General features: G+C 60.7%; 19 protein-coding genes and 2 tRNA genes. 2 read left to right on the top strand and 19 right to left on the bottom strand.

Annotation, left to right across the window (positions count from 1 at the left end; translation table 11 throughout):
• From thiL to J1777_RS10745, 4 genes are all read right to left on the bottom strand, one after another.
• The coding region (gene thiL, locus J1777_RS10760) for a thiamine-phosphate kinase (protein WP_207575697.1) at nt 1-634 on the bottom strand (634 nt) is incomplete at its 3' end.
• An 82-nt stretch (nt 635-716) separates the two neighbouring features.
• Nucleotides 717-1,841, bottom strand: a complete 1,125-nt coding sequence (locus tag J1777_RS10755) for a YbdK family carboxylate-amine ligase (RefSeq protein ID WP_207575694.1) — start codon at nt 1,839-1,841, stop codon at nt 717-719.
• Nucleotides 1,831-3,033 carry a cation:proton antiporter gene (locus J1777_RS10750; RefSeq protein WP_207575693.1) on the bottom strand — a complete coding sequence of 401 codons (1,203 nt, stop codon included), beginning with the start codon at nt 3,031-3,033 and terminating at the stop codon, nt 1,831-1,833. Before J1777_RS10750 ends, J1777_RS10755 begins: the two co-directional genes overlap by 11 nt.
• Before the next feature lie 46 nt (nt 3,034-3,079).
• Nucleotides 3,080-5,056 (bottom strand): site-specific recombinase, encoded by a 1,977-nt coding sequence (locus J1777_RS10745; RefSeq protein WP_207575692.1) that lies wholly within the window; start codon nt 5,054-5,056, stop codon nt 3,080-3,082.
• 61 nt (nt 5,057-5,117) lie between these two features.
• Between J1777_RS10745 and rpe the strand changes: the two genes are divergently transcribed.
• On the top strand, nt 5,118-5,819 hold the full coding sequence (rpe, locus tag J1777_RS10740; protein WP_207575691.1) for a ribulose-phosphate 3-epimerase: 702 nt from the start codon (nt 5,118-5,120) through the stop codon (nt 5,817-5,819).
• 161 nt (nt 5,820-5,980) lie between these two features.
• On the opposite strand, the gene J1777_RS10735 is transcribed toward rpe, so the two are convergent.
• From J1777_RS10735 to rpoB, 7 genes are all read right to left on the bottom strand, one after another.
• Nucleotides 5,981-6,056, bottom strand: a tRNA-Phe gene (locus J1777_RS10735).
• Nucleotides 6,057-6,138: 82 nt separating this feature from the next.
• Nucleotides 6,139-6,801 (bottom strand): response regulator, encoded by a 663-nt coding sequence (locus tag J1777_RS10730; protein WP_207575690.1) that lies wholly within the window; start codon nt 6,799-6,801, stop codon nt 6,139-6,141.
• Nucleotides 6,802-6,847: 46 nt separating this feature from the next.
• Nucleotides 6,848-9,175: a sensor histidine kinase gene (locus tag J1777_RS10725; protein ID WP_207575689.1), complete on the bottom strand. Its 2,328-nt coding sequence runs from the start codon at nt 9,173-9,175 to the stop codon at nt 6,848-6,850.
• Complete coding sequence (locus tag J1777_RS10720; protein ID WP_242700497.1) at nt 9,175-9,849, bottom strand: DUF4390 domain-containing protein; 675 nt, start codon at nt 9,847-9,849, stop codon at nt 9,175-9,177. The genes J1777_RS10725 and J1777_RS10720 overlap by 1 nt, the downstream gene beginning before the upstream one ends.
• The gene (rsmB, locus tag J1777_RS10715; protein WP_207575688.1) at nt 9,809-11,188 is read right to left on the bottom strand and encodes a 16S rRNA (cytosine(967)-C(5))-methyltransferase RsmB; all 1,380 of its coding nucleotides are present in this window, start codon (nt 11,186-11,188) and stop codon (nt 9,809-9,811) included. The genes J1777_RS10720 and rsmB overlap by 41 nt, the downstream gene beginning before the upstream one ends.
• A gap of 171 nt (nt 11,189-11,359) precedes the next feature.
• Complete coding sequence (gene rpoC, locus J1777_RS10710; RefSeq protein WP_207575687.1) at nt 11,360-15,571, bottom strand: DNA-directed RNA polymerase subunit beta'; 4,212 nt, start codon at nt 15,569-15,571, stop codon at nt 11,360-11,362.
• A 122-nt stretch (nt 15,572-15,693) separates the two neighbouring features.
• Nucleotides 15,694-19,806, bottom strand: coding sequence for a DNA-directed RNA polymerase subunit beta (gene rpoB / locus J1777_RS10705; protein ID WP_207575686.1), 4,113 nt, complete (start codon nt 19,804-19,806; stop codon nt 15,694-15,696).
• Here rpoB and J1777_RS10700 point away from each other — a divergent pair.
• The gene (locus tag J1777_RS10700) at nt 19,805-20,032 is read left to right on the top strand and encodes a hypothetical protein (protein ID WP_207575685.1); all 228 of its coding nucleotides are present in this window, start codon (nt 19,805-19,807) and stop codon (nt 20,030-20,032) included. The genes rpoB and J1777_RS10700 overlap by 2 nt on opposite strands.
• 81 nt (nt 20,033-20,113) lie before the next feature.
• Here J1777_RS10700 and rplL read toward each other — a convergent pair whose 3' ends face one another.
• The 8 genes from rplL to tuf form a co-directional block, all read right to left on the bottom strand.
• A complete protein-coding gene (gene rplL, locus J1777_RS10695) occupies nt 20,114-20,491 on the bottom strand; it encodes a 50S ribosomal protein L7/L12 (RefSeq protein ID WP_207575684.1) in 378 nt (125 codons plus the stop codon).
• A 46-nt stretch (nt 20,492-20,537) separates the two neighbouring features.
• A complete protein-coding gene (gene rplJ, locus J1777_RS10690) occupies nt 20,538-21,044 on the bottom strand; it encodes a 50S ribosomal protein L10 (protein WP_207575683.1) in 507 nt (168 codons plus the stop codon).
• Between the two features lie 251 nt (nt 21,045-21,295).
• On the bottom strand, nt 21,296-21,991 hold the full coding sequence (rplA, locus tag J1777_RS10685) for a 50S ribosomal protein L1 (RefSeq protein ID WP_207575682.1): 696 nt from the start codon (nt 21,989-21,991) through the stop codon (nt 21,296-21,298).
• A gap of 1 nt (nt 21,992) precedes the next feature.
• Nucleotides 21,993-22,424, bottom strand: coding sequence for a 50S ribosomal protein L11 (gene rplK, locus J1777_RS10680; RefSeq protein WP_207575681.1), 432 nt, complete (start codon nt 22,422-22,424; stop codon nt 21,993-21,995).
• 146 nt (nt 22,425-22,570) lie between these two features.
• A complete protein-coding gene (gene nusG / locus J1777_RS10675; RefSeq protein WP_207575695.1) occupies nt 22,571-23,158 on the bottom strand; it encodes a transcription termination/antitermination protein NusG in 588 nt (195 codons plus the stop codon).
• Between the two features lie 11 nt (nt 23,159-23,169).
• Entirely contained in the window at nt 23,170-23,553 is a 384-nt protein-coding gene (gene secE / locus J1777_RS10670) for a preprotein translocase subunit SecE (protein WP_207575680.1), read from the bottom strand.
• An 86-nt stretch (nt 23,554-23,639) separates the two neighbouring features.
• Nucleotides 23,640-23,715 (bottom strand) — tRNA-Trp (locus J1777_RS10665).
• A 13-nt stretch (nt 23,716-23,728) separates the two neighbouring features.
• Complete coding sequence (gene tuf / locus J1777_RS10660) at nt 23,729-24,919, bottom strand: elongation factor Tu (protein WP_207574330.1); 1,191 nt, start codon at nt 24,917-24,919, stop codon at nt 23,729-23,731.
• Between the last annotated feature and the right edge of the window lie 37 nt (nt 24,920-24,956).

Below are 24,956 nucleotides of genomic sequence, written 5' to 3'. Positions count from 1 at the left end.
GCAGCCCATCGCTCACGTCCAGGGCGCTGCTGGCAATGCCGCGCAGCGCCTGGCCCAGGGCCACGCGCGGGGTGGGCGCTTCCAGGCGCTGGCGGGCCTGGGCCAAGACGGGGGGCGGCAGCATGTGCTGGCGCTGCAGGGCATCCAGCGCCAAGCGGGCATCGCCCAGGGTGCCGCTGACCCAGATATCGTCGCCCACCTGGGCACCGCTGCGCAAAATGGCTTGGCCGCTGGGCACTTCCCCAAACACGGTGATGCAGATGGTGAGCGGGCCTTGCGTGGTGTCGCCGCCGATGAGTTCGCAGTCGTGGGCTTCGGCCAGGGCGAACAGCCCTTCGCTGAAGGCTTGGCACCAGGCCTCGTCGCTGTGCGGCAGGGCCAGGGCCAGGGTAAAGGCCAGGGGTTGGGCCCCGCAGGCGGCCAAGTCCGACAAATTGACGGCCAGCGCCTTGTGGCCCAGCAGGCGGGGGGCCACGTCGGGCAAAAAGTGGCGGCCTTGCACCAGCATGTCGCTGGAGACGGCCAGCTGCATGCCGGGGCGCGGGGCCAGCAGGGCGCAGTCGTCGCCCACGCCCAAGGGGCTGCGGTGGGCTGGGCGCTGAAAGAAGCGCTGAATGAGGTCAAATTCGCCCAAGGGTTGCTTCATAAAGGGGAGCTTTCAACGCTTTAAATATAAGCGTTAGAGGCCAAAATCATATAAAAAATCAGCCGTTTTGTCACGGTTGCATGGGCGGGACTTGGCGAAAGCGCAGCGCCGCTTGGCGCGAGACTTCGCCCAGCAGCGGCGTGTGCGCCTGGCATTCGCGCAGCCAGTGGGCATCGTTGTGGCGCTGCTCGACGCTGGTGCGCAGCAGGGAAAAATCGCTGTGCGCGTAGGGGGCGATGGTGTCCATGGTGCGCAAAATATGCTCGGCCAACGACAGGTGCGCCCCGTTGGCAGGATCGACGTACACCCCCTCCAGCCCAAAGCGGCAGGCCTGAAAGCGGTTGAAGGTGTAAACGAGGTAATCATCCTCGCAGGGCGTAAAGGGCTGGGTGTCTAAAAGCCACGCCCCCAGCGCCTGCACGTAGGCGGCCAGGGCGGCCGCGCGTTCGATGGAGAGTGGGGTGTCAAAGACGCGGATTTCGATGGTGCCAAATTCGGGCTTGGGGCGGATGTCCCAGTAAAAATCCTTCATGCCCTGCACCACGCCGGTGGCCGTCATTTTGTTGAAATACTGGCCAAACTCGGCCCAGGTCAGCACGCACGGGGCGCGGCCCGACAGGGGAAAGGCGAACACCGAGTTGAGCCGCGCCGAATCAAACGCTGTGTCCTGCCCCTGCACAAAGGGGCTGGAGGCCGACAGCGCAATGCAGTGCGGGATGTAGCGGCTCATGCGGTGCAGCATGAGCAAGGCGGCATCGGCATCGGGGCAGCCAATGTGGACGTGCTGGCCAAAAATGGTGAACTGCTTGGTCAGGTAACCGTACAGTTTGGAGAGCTGGTGAAACCGCTCTTTTTCATAAATGCGCCGCTCGTGCCACTGCTGAAAGGGGTGGGTGCCGCCCCCGGCAATGGCGATGTTGAGCTTGTCGGCGCAGGCCACCAGGGCATTGCGAATTTGCGTCAGCTGCGCCAGCGCATCGGCCCCGTCCTGGCAGATGCCGGTGGAGATTTCGATCATGCTGCGCGTCATCTCCGGCACCACGGTGCCGGGCAAATCGGGGTGGTGCTGGCGCATCAGGCGCAGCATGTCGGCCGCGTAGGGGGTCAGGTCGTAGTCGTGGGTGCTCAGCAGTTGCAGCTCCAGCTCCACGCCCAGGGTCAGCGGTTGTGAAGGGGCAAAGGCTTCAAGCGTCATGGCGCACTCCCAAGGTATCGCGGGCCTCGCCAGCGCGGCGCAGCGCCCAGGTGGCGGCCATGGCCCCGAGCAATTCCATTAAAAGAATAGTTGGTAGCGCAATGCCAGCAATGGTTTCACCGCCACTAATGGTTGTAAATGGCACCGTCATTGCGAGTGCTACTGCAGATAAAGGAGCCATGGTGCAGGCCGTCCACAGCGTTTGCCGCCAATGGGTGTGGCTGCCCCAGTGCCCCAGGCCAATGCCCACGGTTTTGGCCACCAGGCGCAAGCCCACCAAGGCCAGCACGGCCAACGGGATGCTGCCCGTCCACGGCGCATGGGCGGCCACGGCGGCCACCAGCACAAACACCACCATGCCCAGCAAAGCGCTGATGCTGCCCAGCGCCTGCGTCCACGGCAGCGGCTGGGGGCGGAAAAACTTCAGCACCATGCCCGCCAGCAGCGCCGCCAAGGGGGCCGAGCCGCCCAGGCCACTGGCGCTGGCCGCCGTCGCCGCAATCAGCGCCAGCAGCACAATGGCGGTGTTTTGGCTCAAGGGGCTCATCCAGCGCAGCACGGCATGAATCAGGGCAAACAACACGCCCGCCACCACGGCCGACACCAGCAGCACCTGCAGCACCGGGGTGATGTCGTGCCACAGCGACTCTTGCGGATTGGCAAAAATCTGCGCCTTGGCCGCACTGAGCACCAGGGCGTACAGGGTGGATAAGGTGGACAGGGTCAACGCCCGGTCGGTCACCGCCCCGGCGGCGCGGGTATCGGCAATCACGCGGCTGAGCAGCACCGGGGAGGCGGCCATGGCAATCAGGCCCAGCGGCCCGGCACTGCGGGCCTCCACCCCCACCGCCTGCAGGCCGTAAAACACGGCCGCGTAGGTCAGGCTGGCCTCCAGCACGCTTTGCACCAGCACCATGGGGTTGTGTACAAACCAGCGCACATTGATGCGCGCACCGCACTCAAACAGCACCACGGCAATGCCCAGCTCAAGCAGCAACAGCACCGGCCCGTGCAAGGGCCACAGCGCGGCCCCCAAACCAAAAAATCCGGCAATGCTGCCCACTGCGGCATAGCCCAGCACCCTGGGCAGGCCCAGCTGGCGCTGGCAGGCATAGCCCACCAGCGCGGCCAGCGCCAGCACCAACGACCACTGGATGGCGGGCAGGTGGCTGGCAGCAAGGGGTTCGGTCATGGCGCAAATCCTTTCGTTGTCGGCTCCGCCATGGGCTTCTGGGGCCTTAGGGCAAGAAGAAGCTGCTTGGCTTGGAGCGCAAGCGTTGGCGGATGGCGGCGTAAATGCGCGAGCGCTCTACGCCGTTAATGTTGTGGGCCCGCAAGGCCATGCGAAACGCCAGATAAAAACTGACGATCACGTTCAGCGCCCCATTCAGCGGCAGCAGGGCCAAGGCCCACCAAAACGCCGGCAGGGCAAGCACGCCCAGGCCAAACGTGGCGCTGGCCACCCCCAGCTGGCCCGACGAGAGGGTGACGTGGCGCACCTCCAGCCCCAGGCCAAAAAACGCCGCAATCGCCGGGGTCAGCCCCAGCATCATGCCCAAAGAGATATTGGCGGCAAAGCCCGAGATATTGGCCCGCCAAAAATCCCCCCAGCGCTTGGCACGGCCCTTGCCCAGCCAGCGGGTGAAACCGGGGTTATACCGTATCGCTGAATCCAGGCGGCGCAAAACAAACCAGTTTTCCACCCAGCCGGCGATCAAACTGCTGGCAAACAACAGCACCCCGGTGTAGGCGGCAAACAGGGCCGAAGGGCCCAAGACGTGCAAAGAATCCAGAGTCGATTGCGCATGGGCCGCATCCAGCGGGGTCGCGCCAAACATCTGCCACCACAGCAAGGACAAAACCAGCGCGGCCGGAAAGACCACCAGCACGTTGCCCAAAATGGCCGCCACCTGGGTGCGCACCAGGTTGGCAACCTCATCGACAAACGCCTCTAAGGTGTGGGCGGCATCCTCACTGGACTGCATGTCTTTGAGCTTGGCCGCCATGGCCGGGGCCGTCATCGCGGGCTGTTTGGTGGCCACCGTCCAGTGCAGCAGCTGAATCAGCACAAAGCTGATGGAGTAGTTCACCCCGGCCCAAAACCCGCCCCAAAAGGCCGAAAACGCCAGCGCCGCCAAGCCAAATTTCAGCAGCGTGGTGACCGACATCAACAGCCCGCCCCCGGCGGCACGGCGCACCATTTGCAGGTATTCGCTGCGGTTGTGGCTGATGTAGTGTTCGCCGGTTTCTGCGCTGCGCTCGGTCACCTTGGCCGCCAGCAGGGACGAGTTGGTGGCCAACAGGTGGCGCAGGCTGCGCCGGTCGCGCCCCACGCTGACAAAACCGGCCAGCAGCCGCGCCGCCTCTTGCTCTGGGTGCGCGCTGGTCAGGCAGGCCAGTAATTGGCGCACGCGCACGATGCGGGTGCGCACCTGGCGTACACGAAACACCAGCCCCACCGAAATCCCCTCTGCGGCAAAGTGTTGGTACACCGTGCCAATGGCCGCGCGGCAGGCATCCAGGCGTTCGCGCAGGCGCTGCTCAGCCTGCTCCAAGCGTTCGGGCGTGCGCACGCCGTGGACAAATTCGATCCGAAAACTCTCCACATCGTGAATCAGCGCGTGAAAGGGCTGCTCCTCGCGGGCCTCTTCGCTCATGCGCAAGCGCAGTTCGGGCGAAAAGCCATTGGCCAAAATTTGTCCGGCGCAGTAGGTAATCGCCCCCAACAGGGCGTGGCGCCAAAAGCCAATGCCCTGCTGGGCCTCCTCGGGCACCAGCAGCGCCGTCAAGCGCTGCAGCAGCGGCTCGGGCAAAGCGGTAAGCCAGCGGGCATCGAACTCGTGCGTCAGCGCAATCGAGAACAACTCAGCCGCGTCAATCGTCTCCGGGGTGCCCGGCAGCAATTTCAAGCGCAGGCGCTCGGTCAGCTCCGTCACCATCGCCGTGCGGGGCGCAAAACCAAAATCGGCCAGCAAGGTGGTGATGTCCACCGTGTCGCTAAAGCGCTGCCACCACAGTTGCAAACGCAGGCGCAAAGCCTCATCGGCTTCAAACGCCGCAACAAAAGATTCTGCCTTGGCCATCGCCACCTCAATCGAGGGCGCGGCCGAGCGCATCCAGTGCAGCACATGAATCAGCCACAGGTGACGTTCTGCCAACTCGGCATGGGGATCGAGTTCCGCCAGCAGGGCGGAGAGGTCGTAAGAAGAGCGCATAAGGCGCTAATGTAAATGAGGCATCAGCCCAAGCCTGCGACAATTGCGCCCTATGAGCCGCATGAATACTCCCTCCCCCACCGCCCCGACCTACCGCATTGCCCCATCCATTTTGTCCGCCGACTTTGCCCGCCTGGGCGATGAGGTGCGCAACGTGATTGCCGCCGGTGCCGACTGGATTCACTTTGACGTGATGGACAACCACTATGTGCCCAATCTGACCTTCGGCCCCATGGTCTGCCAGGCGCTCAAACCCCATGCCGTCACCCCCAGCGGCCAGCCCGTGCCCATTGACGTGCACCTGATGGTGCAACCCGTCGATGCGCTGGCCCAAGCCTTTGCCCAGGCCGGGGCCGACCTGATCAGCTTTCACCCCGATGCCAGCGCCCATGTGCACCGCAGCATCCAGGCCATCAAAGCGGCCGGCTGCCAGCCGGGCCTGGTCTTCAACCCCGCTTTGCCGCTGGATGTGCTCGATTGGGTGATTGAAGACATCGACCTGATTTTGCTGATGAGCGTGAACCCCGGCTTTGGCGGGCAAAGCTTTATTGATAGCACCTTGCGCAAGGTGGAAGCCGCTCGCAAGCGCATTGAAGCCTGCGGCAAAGACATTCGCCTCGAGGTCGATGGCGGCATCAAAGCCAGCAACATCCGCGCCGTGGCCGACGCTGGTGCCGACACCTTCGTAGCGGGCAGCGCCATCTTTGGCAAACCCGACTACCAGGCCGAGATCAACGCCATGCGGGCAGCACTGGCCCGATAAGCACCACCAGATCGGCTGAGTACCCTGGCGAGAAAATCCTGCCGCATGCCTTGCGGCGGGGCATTGCGAGAGTATTAAGGGCTACTTAGGAAACAAAAAACCCGCTTACTTAGGGAAGTAGCGGGTTTTGGGGCTTCTTGAATGCTCAAGAAACAGTGTTTTGGTGGCCTGGGACGGGATCGAACCGCCGACACGCGGATTTTCAATCCGCTGCTCTACCAACTGAGCTACCGGGCCAAACAAGTGCAGTGTGCTAACTTGTGTGAAGCCGTGATTATAGGCACACTTTTTTCTACTTTTTCGAAAAACGTAGAATTTTTTAATTTTTCCGACTGCGGCCCAAATCAACGCCCAATTGGCGCAATTTACGGTACAGGTGGGTGCGCTCTAAGCCGGTTTTTTCCGCCACCCGGGTCATGGAGCCGCCTTCGCGGGCCAGGTGAAACTCGAAATAGGCCCGCTCAAAGCCGTCGCGGGCTTCGCGCAAAGGGCGGTCAAGGTCAAAGCCCTGGTGGGCATGGGCCTCAGCGCTGGCCAGACTGACAGAAAAATCTTCCCCTACGCCTTTGAGCAACGCATGGGTGCCCGTCGTGTCGCCGGGCCGACTGGCGGCGGGGGTGCGACTGGCCAAGCCCTGCTCGACCGCTTTCAGCAGTTTTTGCAAGGTAATGGGTTTTTCCAAAAAGGAATGCGCCCCAATGCGGGTGGCTTCGACGGCGGTTTCGATGGTGGCATGGCCACTCATCATGATGACGGGCATGGAGAGCAAACCGGCCGTGCTCCACTCCTTGAGCAGCGAGACACCATCGGTGTCTGGCATCCAGATGTCCAGCAGCACCAAATCGTAGGCAGCAGAGGCCCGCGCGGTGCGGGCTTGGGTGGCGTTCTCGGCGAGGTCGACGTTGTGCCCCTCGTCGTTCAAGATTTCCTGCAACAAGTCTCGGATGCCGAGCTCATCATCTACTACCAGTATGTTTGCCATGTCTCTCAAAGTTGATTGCTGTACCCAGACTGCTGCCCTTGCACGGCTAGCTTCCACTCTCTGCAGGGGCAAATGATAGCGACACTTGTGCGCCTTTTACGACACCCCCTTCGAGGCGGTTGGACAAATCAACGCGGGCACCATGCTCATCGGCAATTTTTTTCACCACGGCCAGGCCCAATCCGGTGCCTTTGGGCTTGGTGGTGACATAGGGCTCAAAGGCCCGTTGCAAGAGCGCTTCGGGAAAGCCGCAGCCGCTGTCCGTCACGGTGATGCGCACCCGGCCGGTGGTGGCATTCCACTGGGTGCTGAGGCACACGGGCTGCACTGCCACGCCCTCGGCCTGGGCCCGCTGCAGACTGGCATCCTGGGCGTTTTGCACCAAATTGTGTAGCACCTGGCGCAGTTGGCCAGGGTCGGCGGCGATGCGGGGGCAGTGTGTGTCCAAGTCCATGTGCACCGGCACCAGCACGCCTTCTTCGGTGTAGAGCTGCAACACGTCTTGCACCAAAAGATTGACGTCCACCGGCTGCAAAACGGCCGGTGGCAGGCGGGCGTAGTCGCGAAACTCATTGACCAGGCGCAGCATGGCCGCCACCTGCTCGACGATGGTTTTTACAGACTTTTGCAATAACGCCTCTTCCGCAGGCGGGAGCTTGCCACTGAGTTTGAAGGCCAGGCGCTCGGCAGACAGCTGGATGGGGGTGAGTGGGTTCTTGATTTCATGGGCCACCCGCCGCGCCACTTCGGCCCAGGCTTTGGAGCGCTGGCCCGAGACGATTTCTGAAATATCGTCAAACACCACCAGCCGCTGATCGTGGGGCAATACGGCACCGCGCACGACCAGGGTGATTTTGTCCTGGGGCACTTCGCCGGCCGTTTCAGCTTCTGGGAGCTGGGGCAAAAATTCAAAGACATTTTGCCAGCGCGGCGTTACCACACCTGCGCTGCGTGCTTCAAAAAACTGAGCAAACTGAGCATCCACCATGGCGGCCAAGCTGCCCAGCGTGGGCAGGCTGGCCAAGGTTTGGCCACTCAGGGCGGCGACATCGCTGCGCAAAATATGGGCCGCGCCGGGATTGGCGATTACCACCCGCCATTGGGCATCGAGCACCAGCACCCCGGCGGTGAGGTTGTCCAAAATGGTTTGCAAATTGGTGCGGGCCGCCTGCACCTCTTGCACCCCTTGGTTTACGGCCGTGCGTGCTTCCAGCAATTGCTGGGTCATCAGGGCAAACGAGCGGGTCAGGCCGCCCACCTCGTCCCGGGTGAGTGAGACGGCCTTAGGGGTTAAATCGCCCCGGGCCACATCGCGCACGCCTTGGGCCAGGAGCAGCAGTGGCTGGGCCAAATGATTACCAAACAGCACCGCCAGCAGTACCGCCCCAAATACGGCCAAAAACAGACTCAACGTAAGGGTGCCGATGTACATGCGCCGCAGCCCCTGGCGGGCAATGGAGCGCTCTTGGTACTCGCGGTGCGCTTCTTGCACGGCCAGGGCATTGCTCACCAGCGTGGCGGGCAAGGCAATGGTGGCCTGCAAAAAGCGGTTGCCGGTGAGCAGCCCCAGCTGGGCATTGGGCACAGCGACCAACACGCGCACACGCACGGCGGACAAATCGACGGTGCCGCTGACCCCCAGGTCATCGTCCAGCCCCTCGATGCTGGTCAGGGGGCGCTGGCTACCACGCAGGCTGCGCAGCACTTGGGCGCTGGGGCGCTCGGGGCTCAAATCCAGCAAGGACTCGCCGGCGGAGGCCACGGCCACGCCGGCGCTGTTCCACAGCACCACATCGATGGCCCCGAGCTGATCGCGGATGCGCTCCAGCACCAACCCCGCCCCGGCATCGGACACCTCGCCCAGCTGGGTGCTGGCATTGCGGGTGTTGTTGGCCATGTCATTGGCCATGGCATCCAGGGTGACGCTGGCCAAATTCACCCCGGCGGTCAGCGCCCCTTCGACCTTGACATCAAACCAGCTTTCAATCGAGCGCGAGACAAATTGGTAGGACACCGTATAGATCAGCGCCCCCGGCAGCACGCCGACCAGGGCAAAAATCGTCGCCAGTTTGAGCAGCAAGCGGCTGCCAAACTTGCGCTGGTGCCAGCGCTGCAACAAGCGCCCGCCCATCCACAGCAACACCAACAACAGCAAGCCGGCGACCAGCACATTCAGGCCAAACAGCCAGACGTAGTAATCCTCGTACAGCTGGCGGTTGTTGGTGGCCACCGTCAGCAAAAACAGCAGCACCAGGCCCAGGGCCATCATCACCGCGGTGCCAACGCCCAAAATCCACCGGGCCGTTTTGCGCAGCCGCTGGGCGCGTTGTTGTTCGTGCTGGGCGCTGGGCTCGTCGTACACACTGGCTGGCATTACAACTGCTCCAGCATCAAGGGCTGCGTTTGCTGCACCAATAAATTCCAGTCCGAACGGCCAAAAGCGCCAATTTGCAAAGGCTTGGGCAGTTGCGACAAATCAATGCGAAAGCGCAGCTGCAGCAGCGCCGGCCCGTCGGCGGGCAGGCTATCGCGTGCGCCAATGCGCCAGCGCACCCAGTGCTGCAGGGCCTGCAAGGCATCGGCCAGATCGGTGTAGGAGTTGCCCAAGGCCGTGCCCAAGCCTAAGCCGTTGAACGGCTGACTGCCCGTGTGCAAACGCCAGCGGTGGGTGAGGGCCTGGTAACTTAAGCGGTAATAGCGCGTAGCCGTCAGCAGGCGTTGGTTGCTCCAATACCAGCGTTGGCGCAGCAGCTGCACCTCGGCCACAAAATGCACGGCCACGCCTTTGCGCAGGGCTTGCTCAACGGCGCTGGGCAATTGCCAGGGCACATCGGAGCTCAGAAACAGCTCCCCCTCTTCCTGCTGCAAGAGCACGCCGTTGTCCAGGCGCAAGGTGTGCGCTTGGGCCAGGGCCGGTGCCACCAGGGGCACGCCGCCCCAGGGGGCCGCCAACAGCCCAACACCGCCCAGCAGCAGGCGGCGGCGTTGCGCCTGAAAGCGGGCAGACTCAAGCAGTTTTAACGAGCAGGGCGTAGAAAAATCCATCATGGTTACCGGCCTGATTGTCAGCCACTGCGCCACGGCCGGGCAGCAAATACCCGGGTGAAGGCTGCCAATCGGCGCATTTGTGGCGTGCAACAAACGCCTCAATTTGGTCTACCCCCTCCTCCCGAAACACCGAGCAAGTGCAGTACAGCAGGCGGCCACCGGGTTTCACCAGCGGCCACAGCACTTCCAAGAGCTGCGTTTGGAGGGCGGCCAGCTGGGCGATATCGCTGGGCCGGCGCAGCCAGCGTACGTCCGGGTGGCGGCGCACGATGCCCGAGGCCGAGCACGGGGCATCGAGCAAGATGGCATCAAACTGCATACCGGGCGCGGGCAGCCATTGGCGGGGTTGGGTGGCATCGGCCACCACCACCTGGGCGGACAGCCCCAGCCGCGCCAAGGTGTCGTGAATGCGCTGGCTGCGCTGGCCATCGACCTCCAGCGCCAAAACCTGGGCCTGGGGCAGCAGATCGAGCAAGTGCGCCGTTTTTCCGCCCGGTGCGGCGCAGGCATCCAAAATGTGTGCGTTGGCGGGCACCACCGGGGCCGGGGCCGCACCCGGCTGCGGCGCAGCGCACAGCAGCAGCGGGGCGGCCCATTGCGCGGCCCCGTCTTGCACGGTGAACCAGCCTTCCTCAAAGCCGGGCAAGGCCTGCACGGCCACGGGCTGGGCCAGCTCCACCCCCTGCAGTCCAAAAGGCTGGGCCGCGATACCCGCCTGGGCGAGCGCGGCCAGGTACTGCGCCTGGCTTATTTTTTGTAGCTGCACCCGCAATGCCATTGGGGCATGTTGGTTGTTAGCATGCAAAATTTGTTGCCAATCTTGCGGGAACTGCTTTTGTAATTTATCAATCCACCAGCGTGGGTGGTTGAACAGGGCTTCCAAATCCGCATCGGTGGCCGCCACCAAGGCGGGTTGCTCACGCAAAAAGCGGCGCAGGCAGGCGTTGATAAAGCCAGCCTGGCGCTCCAACCCACAGGCCCGGGCCGCTTGCACGGTTTGATTGACCAGGGTGAAGGCGGTGTAGGGGGCTTGCGCCGCATCCCAGACCAAGGCCAGGGCGGTACACAGCAGCGCATCGACTTTGTCCGCCGGTTTTTTGGGGGCCAGCAGGGCCCGCAGCGCCTGCGCCCGCCCCAGGTTGCGCAGCACTTGAAACAGCAGCGCTTGCACGCCAGGGCGCAGGGGGGGCACGACGGCCTCCAGCACCGTGGTGGTTGATTGCCCCGCCCGCACCTGCTGCAAGCCCTGGGCAACGCACATCAATTGCTGGTGCAAGGCGGGATGTTTCACACTGGCCGAGTGCGCAGGACTGGCTGGCTTAGAGGAGGAAGAGGTCATACACAGGGCGCAGCGGGCGCTGTCAAAAATCAGGGAACCGCATTGTGAGCGGTAAAAAAATACCCCCAGCAAGTGGGCCCTGCTGGGGGTGGGGGCGATCAACTGCACGCAGCCGTTGAGGCCAAGCAGCAGGCGCAAGCGCCGTGCTTATGCCGCCACGGATTACGCCGCTTATTCAGCTGCGTCTTGCACATCGTCCGCCGAGGCGATGGCGGCCAACTCGGCCTCTTCGGCTTCGGCAATGGCGCGGCGCTCGGCCTCGTCCATTTGGTCCTTGGCTTTGCGGGCCTGGTGGTAAGCCAAGCCCGTACCGGCAGGAATCAGGCGACCGACGATGACGTTCTCTTTCAAGCCACGCAGCTCGTCGCGCTTGCCCATGATGGCGGCCTCGGTGAGCACGCGGGTGGTTTCCTGGAAGGAGGCGGCCGAGATGAAGCTGTCGGTGGACAGCGACGCCTTGGTAATACCCAGCAGGATGTTGGAGTAGGTCGCGGGGATCTTGCCTTCGCGCTGAATGGCCTCGTTGGTGTTGAGGATCTCCGAGCGCTCGACCTGCTCGCCCTGGATGTAGGTGGTCTCGCCCGGGTTCTCCACCACCACGCGGCGCAGCATCTGGCGCACGATCACTTCAATGTGCTTGTCGTTGATCTTCACACCCTGCAGGCGGTACACATCCTGCACTTCATCAACGATGTAGCGGGCCAGCTCTTCGATGCCCAGCAGGCGCAAGATGTCTTGCGGATCGGCCGGGCCGTCCACAATGTGCTCGCCCTTGTTCACCACCTGGCCTTCGTGCACCAGCACGTTTTTCTCTTTGGGGATCAGCTCTTCCCAGACGTGGCCATCGGGGTCGGTGATCTGCAGGCGCACTTTGCCTTTGGTCTCCTTACCGAACGACACCGTACCGGTTTGCTCAGCCAGCGTGCCTTTGTCCTTGGGCGTACGCGCCTCGAACAGCTCGGCCACGCGGGGCAGACCGCCGGTAATGTCGCGGGTTTTTTGCCCTTCGACCGGGATGCGGGCCAGCACTTCGCCGGGGCCCACTTCCTGGCCGTCGCGCACCTGGATCAGCGCACCGATCTGGAAGCCAATGGCCACCGGCAGCTCGGTGCCGGGGATTTTCACTTCCTGGCCATCGGCATCGATCAGGCGCACCAGCGGGCGCACCACCTTGGTCGAGCCACGGCGTTTGGGGTCGATCACCACCAGGGTCGAAAGACCGGTCACATCGTCCACCTGCTTGGCCACCGTGAGGCCTTCTTCGATGTTCTCGAACTTGGCCGTACCAGCGTACTCGGTGATGATGGGGCGGGTCAGCGGGTCCCAGTGCGCCAGGATGGCACCGGCCTTGATGGCTTCGTCGGGCTTGATGTTCAGCACCGCGCCATAGGGCACCTTGTGGCGCTCGCGCTCGCGGCCGTTGTCGGTAATGATGATTTCGCCAGAGCGCGAAATCACCACCAGCTCGCCCTTGTTGTTGGTCACATAGCGCATGGTGGCGTTGAAACCAATCGTGCCGTTGGACTTGGCTTCCACGCTGGAGGCCACCGCCGCACGCGAGGCCGCACCCCCAATGTGGAAGGTGCGCATGGTCAGCTGGGTGCCGGGCTCGCCGATCGACTGGGCGGCAATCACGCCCACGGCCTCGCCCAGGTTCACCAGACCGCCACGGCCCAGGTCACGGCCATAGCACTTGGCGCACAGCCCGTAACGGGTTTCGCAGGTCAATGCCGTGCGAACCTTGATTTCATCAACGCCGACTGCTTCCAATTCATCGAGTGTGAACTCGTTGAGCAAGGTGCCCGCCGGCAGCAGCAGGCTGTGGGTTTCCGGGTGCAGCAGGTCTTCGGCGGTGGTGCGGCCCAGCACGCGGTCGCGCAGGGATTCGATCACCTCGCCGCCCTCGACGATGGCGCGCATCACGGTGCCCTCGGAGGTGCCGCAATCGTTTTCGGTCACGACCAAGTCCTGCGTCACGTCCACCAGACGGCGCGTCAGGTAACCGGAGTTGGCGGTTTTCAGCGCCGTGTCGGCCAGACCTTTACGCGCACCGTGGGTGGAGATGAAGTACTGCAGCACGTTCAACCCCTCGCGGAAGTTGGCCGTAATGGGGGTCTCGATGATCGAGCCATCGGGCTTGGCCATCAGGCCACGCATACCGGCCAGCTGGCGAATCTGCGCAGCCGAACCGCGCGCGCCCGAGTCGGCCATCATGTAGATGGCGTTGAACGACTCCTGATCGACTTCGTTGCCGTGGCGGTCGATGACTTTTTCAACCTTGAGCTGGTCCATCATCACCTTGGACACGTCGTCACCGGCCTTGCCCCAGATGTCCACCACCTTGTTGTAGCGCTCACCCGAGGTCACCAGACCCGAGACGTACTGCTGCTCAATCTCTTTGACCTCGGACTCGGCGCGGGCCAGGATGTCGGCCTTTTGCGGCGGCACCAGCATGTCGTCAATCGCCACCGAGAAACCGGCGCGGGTCGCCAGACGGAAGCCGTTTTGCAGCAGCTTGTCGGCAAACACCACGGTGTCTTTCAGGCCGCACTGGCGGAAGCTGGCGTTGATCAGCTTGGAGATTTCTTTCTTCTTCAGCGCCTTGTTCAGGTTGCTAAAGGCCAAGCCCTTGGGCAGGATTTCCGACAGCAGGGCACGGCCCACGGTGGTTTCCACCAAGGCCGTGGTGGCGACAAATTCGCGGGTCACTTTGTCTTTGACCCACTCGGTCAAGCGCACGGAGATCTTGGTGTGCAGCTCCACCTGCGCGGCATCCAAAGCGCGTTGCACCTCGGCGATATCGGCAAACACCATGCCCTCGCCCTTGCCATTGATCTTGTCGCGGGTGGCGTGGTACAGGCCCAGCACCACGTCCTGCGACGGCACGATGGAGGGTTCGCCCGAAGCGGGGAACAGCACGTTGTTGGAGGCCAGCATCAAGGTGCGCGCTTCCATCTGCGCTTCCACCGACAGGGGCACGTGCACAGCCATCTGGTCACCGTCAAAGTCGGCGTTGAACGCCGCGCACACCAGCGGGTGCAGCTGGATGGCCTTGCCTTCGATCAGGATGGGCTCAAACGCCTGGATGCCCAAGCGGTGCAGCGTGGGCGCACGGTTGAGCATCACCGGGTGTTCTTTGATGACCTCTTCCAAAATGTCCCACACCACCGGCGTGCCGGTTTCCACTTCTTTCTTGGCCGCCTTGATGGTGGTGGCAATGCCGCGCTGCTCCAGCTGGGCAAAGATGAAGGGCTTGAACAGCTCCAGCGCCATCAGCTTGGGCAGACCGCACTGGTGCAGCTTCAGGTACGGGCCCACGGTAATCACCGAGCGGCCCGAGTAGTCCACGCGCTTGCCCAGCAAGTTCTGGCGGAAGCGACCGCCCTTGCCCTTGATCATGTCGGCCAGCGACTTCAGGGCGCGCTTGTTCGCGCCCGTCATGGCCTTGCCACGGCGGCCGTTGTCCAGCAGCGAATCAACCGCCTCTTGCAGCATGCGCTTTTCGTTGCGCGCAATGATTTCCGGGGCGTTCAGCTCCAGCAGGCGGCGCAAACGGCTGTTGCGGTTGATGACGCGGCGGTACAGGTCGTTCAAGTCGGAAGTGGCAAAGCGGCCACCGTCCAGCGGCACCAGCGGGCGCAGGTCCGGCGGCAGCACGGGCAGCACATCCAGCACCATCCACTGGGGCTTGATGCCCGATTTTTTGAAGGCTTCCAGCACCTTGAGGCGCTTGGCGTTTTTCTTGACCTTGGTTTCCGAGCCGGTCAGGTCGCCGCGCAGGCGCTCGATTTCGGCGTCCAGGTCGATGCTTTCCAGCAGCTCTTGAATGCCTTCGGCACCCATCTTGGCGACAAATTCGTCGTAGCCAAATTCTTCGCATTTCGCGTCGTAATCGTCCTCGGTCATGATGCTGAATTTCTTCAGCGGGGTCATGCCGGGGTCGGTGACCACGTAGGCTTCAAAGTACAGCACGCGCTCGATGTCGCGCAGCGTCATGTCCAGCACCAGGCCCAGGCGCGAGGGCAGCGATTTCAAAAACCAGATGTGGGCACAGGGCGCGGCCAGGTCAATGTGGCCCATGCGGTCGCGGCGCACCTTGGTTTGCGTGACTTCAACGCCGCACTTTTCGCAGATCACACCGCGGTGCTTAAGGCGCTTGTACTTGCCGCACAGGCATTCGTAGTCCTTGATCGGGCCAAAAATCTTGGCGCAGAACAGACCATCGCGCTCGGGCTTGAAGGTGCGGTAGTTGATGGTCTCGGGCTTTTTCACCTCACCAAAAGACCAGGAACGGATTTTCTCGGGCGAAGCCAGGCCGATCTTGATGGCATCGAAATGCTCATCGGGCGTGAATTGCTTGAACAGGTCGAGTAGCGATTTCATAGAACTCTTTCCCTCTTTCAAAAACTATAGTTGCTGCCGCTTTATTTATAACGATTTGCAGCAGATATCTACTGCAAATCGTTTGTTTATCAGCGGAAAACGCTCATTTATTTAAGAACACCTTAGGAGCGCTCAAGCTCAATGTCCAGGCCCAGGGAGCGAATCTCCTTGACCAGCACGTTGAACGACTCGGGCATCCCGGCTTCGATGGCGTGTTCGCCCTTGACGATGCTCTCGTACACCTTGGTACGGCCTTGCACGTCGTCGGACTTGACGGTGAGCATTTCCTGCAGCACGTAGGCCGCGCCATAGGCTTCCAGTGCCCACACCTCCATCTCACCGAAACGCTGGCCACCGAACTGGGCCTTACCGCCCAGGGGCTGCTGCGTGACCAGCGAGTACGGGCCGGTGGAGCGCGCGTGCATCTTGTCATCGACCAAGTGGTGCAGCTTCAGGTAGTGCATGTAGCCAATGGTGGTCGGGCGCTCAAACTGCTCGCCGGTGCGGCCATCAATCAGGTAGGCCTGGGTGCGGGTGTCGGTCAAGCCTTTGCGCTCTTTCAGATCGTCCGGATAGGCCAGCTTGAGCATGTCCTTGATCTCGGCTTCCGAAGCGCCGTCGAACACCGGCGAAGCAAAGGGCACGCCCTCTTTCAGGTTGTGCGCCATGGCCAGCACTTCGTCGTCGGTCAGATCGGCAAAGTCCTGGGCGCGGCCGCGGGCTTTGTAAATCTCTTCCAGGAAGGAGCGCACTTCCGTCGCTTTGGCTTCCTGCTGCAGCATGTCGCCAATGCGCTGGCCCAGGCCCTTGCCGGCCCAGCCCAGGTGAACCTCCAGCACCTGACCAATGTTCATCCGCGAAGGCACGCCCAGCGGGTTCAGCACGATATCGACAGGGGTGCCGTCGGCCATGTGTGGCATGTCTTCCACGGGCGTGATCTTGGAGACCACGCCCTTGTTACCGTGGCGGCCGGCCATCTTATCGCCGGGCTGCAGGTGGCGTTTCACGGCCAGATAGACCTTGACCATCTTCAGCACGCCCGCGGGCAGCTCGTCGCCTTGCGTCAATTTCTTGCGCTTTTCTTCAAACGCCAGGTCAAAGCTGTGGCGCGTTTGCTCCATGGCGTTCTTCATGGATTCGAGCTGGGCAGCCACCACCTCATCGGCCGGGCGAATGTCAAACCAGTGGAATTTCTCCACCCCGGCCAGGTATTCCGCCGTGATGACCGCGCCTTTGGCCAGCTTTTGCGGGCCGCCATTGGCTTTTTTGCCCACCAGCAGCTTCTCGATACGGTCAAACGCGTCGGCTTCCACGATGCGCAGCTGGTCGTTCAGGTCCAGACGGAAGCGCTTGAGCTCATCGTCAATGATCTGCTGGGCGCGCTTGTCGCGCTGGATGCCTTCGCGGGTGAAGACTTGCACGTCAATCACCGTGCCCGAGCTGCCTTGGTCCACGCGCAGGGACGTGTCTTTCACGTCCGAGGCCTTCTCACCGAAGATGGCGCGCAGCAGTTTTTCTTCGGGCGTGAGCGTGGTTTCGCCTTTGGGCGTGACCTTGCCGACCAGCACATCGCCGGGCTGCACTTCCGCGCCCACGTAGATGATGCCGGACTCGTCCAGGCGGTTGAGCTGGGTTTCGCTCAGGTTGGGAATATCCCGGGTGATTTCCTCGGAGCCCAGCTTGGTGTCCCGCGCCATGACCACCAGCTCTTCGATGTGGATCGAGGTGTAGCGGTCTTCGGCCACAACCTTCTCGGAGATCAAAATCGAGTCCTCGAAGTTGTAACCGTTCCAGGGCATGAAGGCGATCAGCATGTTCTGGCCGATGGCGATTTCGCCCAGGTCGGTCGAAGCGCCGTCGGCAATCACATCGCCCTTGGCCAGCACATCGCCTTTTTTAACGATGGGGCGCTGGTGGATGTTGGTGTTCTGGTTGGAACGCTGGTACTTGATCAGGTTGTAGATGTCCACACCCACTTCACCGGCCTGCGCCTCGGCATCGTGTACGCGCACCACAATGCGGGTGGCATCCACGTAGTCCACCACGCCGCCCCGGTTGGCCGTCACCACCGTGCCCGAGTCGATCGCGGCCACGCGCTCAATGCCGGTACCAACCATGGGTTTTTCCGGACGCAGCACCGGCACCGCCTGGCGCGACATGTTGGCACCCATCAAGGCGCGGTTGGCATCGTCGTGCTCCAGGAAGGGAATCAGCGAAGCGGCCACCGACACGATCTGCGCCGGCGACACGTCCATGTACTGCACGCGCTCGGGCGACAGCAGGGTGGATTCACCTTCTTCACGGGCCGACACCAAATCGCCCACCAGGCGGCCTTCGGCATCCAGCTCGGCGTTGGCCTGGGCGATGATGTACTTGCCTTCTTCAATCGCAGACAGGTAGTCGATCTCATTGGTCACCTTGCCATCGACCACGCGGCGGTAAGGGGTTTCAATAAAACCGTACTCGTTCAAACGCGCGTACAGCGACAGCGAGTTGATCAGGCCAATGTTCGGACCTTCCGGCGTTTCGATGGGGCAGACGCGGCCATAGTGGGTCACGTGCACGTCGCGCACCTCAAAGCCGGCACGCTCGCGCGTCAAACCGCCCGGGCCCAGGGCCGAGACACGGCGCTTGTGGGTGATTTCGGCCAGCGGGTTGGTCTGGTCCATGAACTGCGACAGCTGCGATGCGCCGAAGAACTCTTTCAGCGCCGCGGAAATCGGCTTGGAGTTGATCAGGTCGTGCGGCATCAGCGGCTCTTGCTCGGCCTGGCCCAGACGCTCTTTCACGGCTTTTTCAATGCGTGCCAAACCGGTGCGGTACTGGTTTTCAGCCAGCTCGCCCACACAACGCACGCGACGGTTGCCCAGGTGGTCGATGTCGTCCACTTGGCCTTTGCCGTTGCGCAAATCGACCAGGATTTTCACCACGGCCAGGATGTCTTCGTTGGACAGCACCATGGGGCCAGTGGATTCATCGCGGCCCACGCGGGCGTTGAACTTCATGCGGCCCACGCGCGATAGGTCGTAGGTGTCCGGGTTGTAGAACAGGCGCTGGAACAAGGCCTGCACCGCATCCTCGGTGGGTGGCTCGCCGGGGCGCATCATGCGGTAGATGGCCACGCGGGCCGCCATTTCGTCCACGGTTTCATCCGTGCGCAGGGTTTGCGAGATGTAAGCGCCCTGGTCCAACTCATTGGTGTGAATGCACTGCACGTCCACGATGTGGGCAGAGCGCATTTTTTTCAGCAGGGTTTCGGTTAGCTCTTCGTTGGCCTTGGCCAGGATTTCGCCGGTATCGGCATCGACCACGTTTTTGGCCAGCACACGGCCCAGCAGGAAGTCTTCCGGCACGCTGATGAACTTGGTGCCCGACTGCTCCAGCTCGCGCGTGTGGCGGGCGGTAATGCGCTTGTCCTTGGCAACGATGACTTTGCCGGCCTTGTCGGCGATGTCGAAACGGGCCACTTCGCCTTTCAGGCGATCGGCGACAAACTCCATCTGCGCGCCCGAATCCATCAGGCGGAAGTTGTCATTCACGAAGAAGTGCGCCAGGATTTGCTCGGGGGTCATGCCAATGGCTTTGAGCAAAATCGACACCGGCATCTTGCGGCGACGGTCCACGCGGAAGTACAGCAGGTCTTTGGGGTCGAACTCAAAGTCCAGCCAAGAACCACGGTAAGGAATGATGCGGGCGCTGAACAGCAGCTTGCCCGAGCTGTGGGTTTTGCCCTTGTCGTGCTCGAAGAACACGCCAGGCGAACGGTGCAGCTGCGAGACGATCACGCGCTCGGTGCCGTTCACAATGAAAGAGCCTTTGTCGGTCATCAGGGGCACTTCGCCCATGTAGACTTCTTGCTCCTTGACCTCTTTGACCACCTTGTTCTGGTTGGTCGAAGACTCACGGTCATAAATGATGAGCTGCACTTTGGCACGCACGGCCGACGAAAAAGTCAGTCCACGCGTTTGGCACTCGCGCACGTCGAAAGCAGGTTTGGCAAGGTTGTACTCGACAAATTTCATCTCGACAAAACCATTGTGCGAGACGATCGGGAAGGCGGCGTTGAAGGCGGCTTGCAGGCCTTCGTCAGCACGTTTTTTAGGCGCTACGTCCTTTTGCAAGAATGCGGTGTATGCATCTTTTTGCATTTGTAGCAGATAGGGCACTGCGAGCACGCTATCGCGGCTGCCGAAGCTTTTGCGAATCCGCTTGCGTTCGGTGTAAGAATAGGCCATGAGATCTCCGGGCAAAGACATGAGTCCTGTGGGGCAAGGGCTGGGCGACACGGCCCGGCAAATGAAAACCATGAAAGTCTTATTTACCGGCTTGGCGGTTGGCCACTACCAACCAATGGCGGACGGCGATGCATTGCACATCGCCCGAACCAAGGCATCTTCTGTTGTCGGAATGGTCAGAAGACACAAGAAAAATCAGCCACCTGATTTTTCTGATGTGTTCTAACACCTACGCCTGCGCTGGCTGCACAGGCACCAAAGGCTGGAGGCCCTTGCGGACTCTCCAGCCTCAGGAAAGCGGACTCAATTACTTGAGTTCAGCCTTGGCACCAGCTTCGACCAGCTTCTTCACAGCAGCTTCAGCGTCGGCTTTGGCAACTGCTTCTTTCACAGTCTTGGGAGCGCCATCGACCAGGTCTTTGGCTTCTTTCAGGCCCAGACCGGTGATTTCGCGCACAGCTTTAATCACGGACACTTTGTTGGCGCCGGCTTCTTGCAGCACGACGTCAAACTCGGTCTTCTCTTCAGCGGCAGCAGCACCGGCGCCAGCGCCAGCAGCAGCAGGAGCGGCCATAGCAGCAGCGCTCACGCCAAATTTTTCTTCAATTGCTTTGACCAGCTCGTTCAGTTCCAGGACGGTCATGCTGTCCAGAGCGGTCAAGAATGCGTCTTTATCGAATGCCATTTTGATTTCCTAACAATATTGTTGGTGTAAGTTGCACTGCGCTTGGTTAAGCAGCAGCCGTTTCGCCTTCGCCCTTTTTGGCCGCCAAAGCGCCCAGCACCACTGCGGTACGGGAGATGGGGGACATGAGCAGGCCGCACAATTGCGCCAGCAGCACGTCTTTGGAGGGGATGCTTGCCAGCTCTTTAACGCCATTGACGTCCAGGGCTTTACCTGCAAACGCACCACCGCGAATCACCAGCTTGTCGTTGGTTTTTGCGAAGTCCGCCACTACTTTGGCAGCGGCAATTGCGTCTTCAGAGAAGCCATAGACCAGCGGGCCGGTCATCTGGTCAGCCACGATCTCAAACTGGCTGCCAGCCACAGCACGGCGGGCCAGGGTGTTTTTCAACACGCTCAGGCTCACACCCTTGCTGCGGGCATCAGCGCGCAGTTTGGTCATATCGGCGACCGCGATGCCGCGGTATTCCGCGATCACAAGCGTTTGAGCTTTAGCGGCGAGGCTGGTCACTTCATTGATGACCGCTTCTTTCTCACTGCGATTCAGACTCAAGGTCTACTCCTTCGTATGCGTATTTCTGATTGCTCATCCACACGCGCTCTTGGGTTTGCAGCGACCAACTGTTTCGGAAGTTTTAAAAATTCCATCTGCAGCGGGTTCGCCATCTACGCTGGCGTCAAACATTAAGTGCCAATTCACTTGGCACACCAGCGGTCTTGGATGGCCTACTGCTTTTGCTTGCACAAAAGCAGTAGCCCACCACACTCGACTCTCTTTTTTAGAGAACCGAGGATTCTAGCAAATTACGCTGCGATGGTTTGTGCATCAACACGAACACCCAGGCCCATGGTCGAGGACAGGGCCACCTTGCGCAGGTACAAACCTTTGCTGGTTGCAGGTTTTGCTTTGTTCAGGGCATCAATCAGGGCGGCCAAGTTGCCTTGCAGCTTGGCATCGTCGAACGAACGACGGCCAATGGTGCTGTGCACGATACCGGCCTTGTCCACACGGAACTGCACTTGACCAGCTTTGGCATTTTTCACAGCCGTAGCCACATCAGGCGTCACTGTACCCACTTTGGGGTTGGGCATCAGACCGCGAGGACCCAGGATTTGACCCAGAGTACCGACAACGCGCATGGCATCCGGCGCAGCGATTACCACATCAAAAGGCATGTCACCGGCTTTCACCATGGCAGCCAATTCATCCATGCCAACAATGTCAGCGCCTGCGGCCTTGGCTTCATCAGCCTTGGCACCTTGGGCAAACACTGCGACACGGGTGGTCTTGCCCGTACCGTGGGGCAGCACCACAGCACCGCGCACCACTTGGTCCGATTTACGCGAATCGACACCCAGCTGCACAGCCACGTCGATGGACTCATCAAACTTAGCAGTGGCAGCCTCTTTCACCAAAGCCACGGCTTCAGCGAAGGGATACAGACGGGTTGCGTCCACTTTACCCTGCAGGGCTTTTTGCTTTTTGGTCAATTTGGCCATATCACACACCCTCCACAATCACGCCCATCGAGCGAGCCGAACCAGCCAAAGTACGCACAGCTGCGTCCACATCGGCAGCAGTCATGTCTTTTTGCTTGGTTTTGGCAATTTCTTCCAGCTGCTCACGGGTAATCTTGCCAACCTTGACTTTCAGGGGATTGGCCGAACCTTTGTCCAGCTTGGCTGCTTTTTTGATCAGCACTGCGGCTGGAGGCGACTTGATAACAAAAGTGAAACTTTTGTCTGCAAATGCCGTGATCACCACAGGCAAAGGCAAACCAGGTTCAACACCTTGGGTCTGTGCGTTAAACGCCTTGCAGAATTCCATGATGTTCAAACCACGTTGGCCCAATGCAGGACCAATTGGAGGGGATGGATTGGCTTTACCAGCTGGTACTTGCAGCTTGATGAAGCCGACGATTTTCTTCGCCATAGAAAGCTCCTTGCGGGTTAACGCTTGGCACACACTGCTTGTGTGATACCAAGCTCCCCGGGGTGATTAAGGCTTTTATTTCAGCACGCAAGCCTGTGGTACGTGCGCCCCTACTGACAAGCAATAGAAAGGCAAAAACTTAAAGTTTAGGTTTTCTCAACCTGCGAGAATTCCAATTCAACCGGTGTTGAGCGGCCAAAGATCGCCACAGAAACACGCAGGCGACTTTTCTCGTAATTGACTTCTTCAACCGAACCGTTGAAATCTGTGAACGGGCCTTCTTTCACGCGAACCAACTCACCGACCATGAATTCAATTTTGTGGCGCGGCTTGTCATTGCCCTCTTGCACTTGATCGACGATTTTTTGGATTTCCGCTTCGGAAATCGGGGCAGGACGGTTTTTGGCACCACCGACAAACCCTGTGACCTTGCTAGTGTGTTTCACCAAGTGCCAAGTGTCATCTTCCATCACCATTTCAACAAACACATAGCCAGGAAACAGACGACGCTCAGTGGTTTTGCGCTTACCGTTGCGCATTTCAACCACCTCTTCGGTAGGCACCAAGATGCGTCCAAACTTATTCTGCATCCCAGCCCGGTTGATGCGCTCGGTGATATTGCGCTCTACCGCCTTCTCCATCCCGGAATAAGCGTGAACGATATACCAGCGCAAATCTGGATTGGTTGTTGGGGCGAGAGTCTCCGGCGTTCCCACCAGGCCTGCCACTTGCATTGCATCCGTCATTAACCCCTCCAGCCCAGAACCAGGTCGTATAGGACCCATGCCAGCGTTTGATCCGTCAGCCACAAAAACAAAGCCATGACGACCGCAAACGCAAAAACGTACAGGGTCATTTGCACGCTTTCTTTGCGTGTGGGCCAGACAACTTTCTTGACTTCCTTCACGGAGTCTTTAGAAAAGCCGACCAGCTGCCGCCCAGACTCAGAAACCAAAAAGACTACCACAGCAGCCGCGATTCCAAGCAACAGAACGCCCCACTGCACCAAAGCACCTTGCTTGGACAGCGCGTAGAACCCAGCAATGGCAGCAATCACCAAACCAACGGCAACCGCCAGTTTTGCCTTGTCGGCACCGGTACTCACTGTTTCAACTTGCGATGTAGCCATATTCAACTTTGATACTGCCTTCCAGCAGTCTACAGACACCAAAGCCCGCCGGTGTGGGCGGGCTTAGAGCAAAACCACTTAAGTGGTGGCAGGGGCAGTAGGAATCGAACCTACAACCTTCGGTTTTGGAGACCGACGCTCTGCCAATTGAGCTATACCCCTAAAACCCTAAAATTTAGGCAATAACCTTGGCAACCACGCCAGCGCCCACGGTACGACCACCTTCGCGGATAGCAAAGCGCAGGCCTTCTTCCATGGCGATGGGGGCGATCAGCTTGACGGTGATCGACACGTTGTCGCCAGGCATCACCATTTCTTTGTCAGCAGGCAACTCGATCGAGCCGGTCACGTCCGTGGTACGGAAGTAGAACTGGGGACGGTAGTTGTTGAAGAAAGGCGTGTGACGGCCACCTTCGTCTTTGGACAGAACGTACACCTCAGCGGTGAAGTGGGTGTGCGGCTTGATGGAGCCGGGCTTGCACAGCACTTGGCCGCGTTCCACGTCTTCACGCTTGGTGCCGCGCAGCAGCAGACCCACGTTGTCACCGGCTTGGCCTTGGTCCAGCAGTTTGCGGAACATTTCTACGCCCGTGCAGGTGGTTTTCTGGGTGTCTTTGATACCGACGATTTCGATTTCTTCGCCGACTTTGATGATGCCGCGCTCGATACGACCGGTCACCACGGTGCCACGGCCAGAGATGGAGAACACGTCTTCCACAGGCATCAGGAATGCGCCGTCCACAGCACGCTCAGGCGTGGGGATGTAGCTGTCCAGGGCTTCAGCCAGTTTGATCACAGCCGCTTCACCGATGGGCGATTGGTCGCCTTCCAGGGCCAGCTTGGCCGAGCCACGGATGATGGGGGTGTCGTCGCCAGGGAATTCGTATTTGTCCAACAGCTCGCGCACTTCCATTTCGACCAGCTCCAGGAGCTCTTCGTCATCGACCATGTCGCACTTGTTCAGGAACACGATGATGTAAGGCACACCCACTTGGCGGGCCAGCAGGATGTGCTCACGGGTTTGGGGCATGGGGCCGTCAGCGGCCGAGCACACCAAAATAGCGCCATCCATCTGGGCAGCGCCGGTGATCATGTTTTTCACATAGTCAGCGTGGCCGGGGCAATCGACGTGGGCGTAGTGGCGTGTGGCCGTTTCGTATTCCACGTGCGAGGTGTTGATGGTGATACCACGGGCTTTTTCTTCAGGCGCGTTGTCGATTTGCGAGTAGTCTTTGGCTTCACCACCGAAGGCCTTGGACAGCACCGTTGCCAAAGCAGCGGTCAGCGTGGTTTTACCGTGGTCCACGTGGCCGATGGTGCCCACGTTTACGTGGGGCTTCGACCGTTCAAATTTCTCTTTTGCCATTTTTTCGACTCCGAAAAAAATTAAATGCCAACCTCAA

Source organism: Comamonas denitrificans (assembly GCF_017368815.1).
GTDB lineage: Bacteria > Pseudomonadota > Gammaproteobacteria > Burkholderiales > Burkholderiaceae_C > Comamonas > Comamonas denitrificans.
The sequence above is the reverse complement of the archived record's forward strand: the minus strand, read 5'-3'. Positions and strand labels throughout refer to the sequence as shown.

Coding starts and splice junctions, on each gene's coding strand:
- J1777_RS10745 (WP_207575692.1), bottom strand. CDS start 5,056: ATGCGCTCTTCTTACGACCTCTCCGCCCTGCTGGCGGAACTCGATCCC.
- rplL (WP_207575684.1), bottom strand. CDS start 20,491: ATGGCATTCGATAAAGACGCATTCTTGACCGCTCTGGACAGCATGACC.
- J1777_RS10700 (WP_207575685.1), top strand. CDS start 19,805: ATGAGATCTCCGGGCAAAGACATGAGTCCTGTGGGGCAAGGGCTGGGC.
- secE (WP_207575680.1), bottom strand. CDS start 23,553: ATGGCTACATCGCAAGTTGAAACAGTGAGTACCGGTGCCGACAAGGCA.
- nusG (WP_207575695.1), bottom strand. CDS start 23,158: ATGCAAGTGGCAGGCCTGGTGGGAACGCCGGAGACTCTCGCCCCAACA.
- tuf (WP_207574330.1), bottom strand. CDS start 24,919: ATGGCAAAAGAGAAATTTGAACGGTCGAAGCCCCACGTAAACGTGGGC.
- J1777_RS10730 (WP_207575690.1), bottom strand. CDS start 6,801: ATGGCAAACATACTGGTAGTAGATGATGAGCTCGGCATCCGAGACTTG.
- J1777_RS10720 (WP_242700497.1), bottom strand. CDS start 9,849: ATGATGGATTTTTCTACGCCCTGCTCGTTAAAACTGCTTGAGTCTGCC.
- rpoB (WP_207575686.1), bottom strand. CDS start 19,806: ATGGCCTATTCTTACACCGAACGCAAGCGGATTCGCAAAAGCTTCGGC.
- J1777_RS10755 (WP_207575694.1), bottom strand. CDS start 1,841: ATGACGCTTGAAGCCTTTGCCCCTTCACAACCGCTGACCCTGGGCGTG.
- J1777_RS10725 (WP_207575689.1), bottom strand. CDS start 9,175: ATGCCAGCCAGTGTGTACGACGAGCCCAGCGCCCAGCACGAACAACAA.
- rsmB (WP_207575688.1), bottom strand. CDS start 11,188: ATGACCTCTTCCTCCTCTAAGCCAGCCAGTCCTGCGCACTCGGCCAGT.
- rplA (WP_207575682.1), bottom strand. CDS start 21,991: ATGGCCAAATTGACCAAAAAGCAAAAAGCCCTGCAGGGTAAAGTGGAC.
- rpoC (WP_207575687.1), bottom strand. CDS start 15,571: ATGAAATCGCTACTCGACCTGTTCAAGCAATTCACGCCCGATGAGCAT.
- rpe (WP_207575691.1), top strand. CDS start 5,118: ATGAATACTCCCTCCCCCACCGCCCCGACCTACCGCATTGCCCCATCC.
- rplK (WP_207575681.1), bottom strand. CDS start 22,424: ATGGCGAAGAAAATCGTCGGCTTCATCAAGCTGCAAGTACCAGCTGGT.
- J1777_RS10750 (WP_207575693.1), bottom strand. CDS start 3,033: ATGACCGAACCCCTTGCTGCCAGCCACCTGCCCGCCATCCAGTGGTCG.